This is a genomic window from Bathymodiolus azoricus thioautotrophic gill symbiont, assembly GCF_001298715.1.
Classification (GTDB): Bacteria; Pseudomonadota; Gammaproteobacteria; order PS1; family Pseudothioglobaceae; genus Thiodubiliella.
The window spans coordinates 1-1,474 of record NZ_CDSC02000426.1; the positions used below are offsets into that span (position 1 = coordinate 1).

A 1,474-nucleotide genomic window follows, 5' to 3' on the forward strand; every position below is an offset into this window, starting at 1 on the left:
GAGCGCCCAATACTTCTCGTTTACCTTACCAATGGCAATCACACACAGCACAGTCTCTAACCATACCATCTGCACGCACTTGCTCATACCTAGCATCAACCAATAAATAATCTCTTTTATTGCGCCAATCCGAAAGGCTTGCGTCTAGCTCTTTTGAAGTGTTTGACGCCATCTGTGCAGAGACTTCAAATCCACATATTTGTTCAACAATATTATTAACCTTACGAGTGCTAACATCATTGATGTACATCTCACTTAGGGCAATACTTAGTGCGCGCTCGGAGCGCAAGCCTTTCTCTAAACAATTAGGATAAAAACCACTGTCTCGTGTTTGCGGCACAGATAAATCTAACTGACCAATACGCGTCTTAATGCGTTTTGGTTTGTAACCATTAGTATAATCCAATTGATCGTTACTACGCTAATAATGCCCAGCACCTAGGTGTTGTTCTCGCTCTAGTTGCATAGCCTGATTAAACAATATCTCCATGGCTTGTGGTATAGCTTCCATACCGTAAGTTGAGATTAACTCATGCACGCTATTTATGCAAAGATCTCCTTAGGTATTGTTGGCAGTATTATTCAAGCATAGATAGATTTTTAATCATAATTCATTTAGATAAAGGGGGATATCATCCGTTTAATTGGCATTATTGCTACAGACTTGAAAATTACAGGTGTTAGGCTATTTTGAAAGTAATTTTTATTTTCTCGATAAAACCAAAGTGTTTAAATGCTGTGTTTTACGAATAACTTTATTTGATACATTCGTTAGGATAGCTAAGTTTGAGGCTTGCCACACAGGTAAATCACGCATATGGTCACCGATATAGTCAAAGCCTTGCTTGCCAAAACGCTCAATTAGCTTATCAGCTTTATTGTGTGAAGAGAGGTTAAAGTGTTTGTTGCTTGCCATTACATCGTCAAATAAACCTGTATGTTTGGCTACTTTGCGTGCGTAAAACCCGTGAGAGGCAGTGGCAAGGATAACTTGCACACCTTCTTTTTTACACTTATTAATATAGTCAATGGTAGTTTGGTTATAGGGCAGGGTGCTGATGTCAATATCGCAATGCTTGATGAGTTGTTCTTTGAGGTAACCTTTGCCTTGTAGTAGCCAAAATGGATATAGCGCTATTAGCCAAGGGCTTTTTTTTAGCGTTGCAATAGAAGATTCAAATAGTAAATCGGTATCAATCAGCGTATGGTCTAGATCGACAATTAAAGGGATATTTTTATTCATTGTTGATTATTCCAGTTCACTCCATTTTTCATAATAGCGCTCTAAGTCGGCTTCCAAGCGAGAGAGGCGGATAAGTGCATCTTGCGATTCGTCTTGCTGGAAAAACTCAGGGTCAGAGAGTTTTAGTTGTATTTCTCCGATTTCAATCTCTGCTTTTTCGATTTTCTCAGGTAGTGTGGTGAGTTCTTGTTGTTGCTTATAAGTGAGTTTTTTCTTTGACGCATCATCGGC

2 protein-coding genes and 1 pseudogene are annotated in these 1,474 nt (G+C 38.9%); all 3 read right to left on the reverse strand.

Annotation, left to right across the window (positions count from 1 at the left end):
* Window positions 1-25: 25 nt before the first annotated feature.
* Window positions 26-406, reverse strand: coding sequence for a transposase (locus tag BAZSYMA_RS08130; RefSeq protein WP_090717754.1), 381 nt, complete (start codon window positions 404-406; stop codon window positions 26-28).
* 297 nt (window positions 407-703) lie between these two features.
* A complete protein-coding gene (locus BAZSYMA_RS08135; RefSeq protein WP_090717757.1) occupies window positions 704-1,243 on the reverse strand; it encodes a haloacid dehalogenase-like hydrolase in 540 nt (179 codons plus the stop codon).
* Window positions 1,244-1,249: 6 nt separating this feature from the next.
* Window positions 1,250-1,474, reverse strand: a pseudogene (locus tag BAZSYMA_RS08140) (ABC transporter ATP-binding protein); the annotation flags it as partial.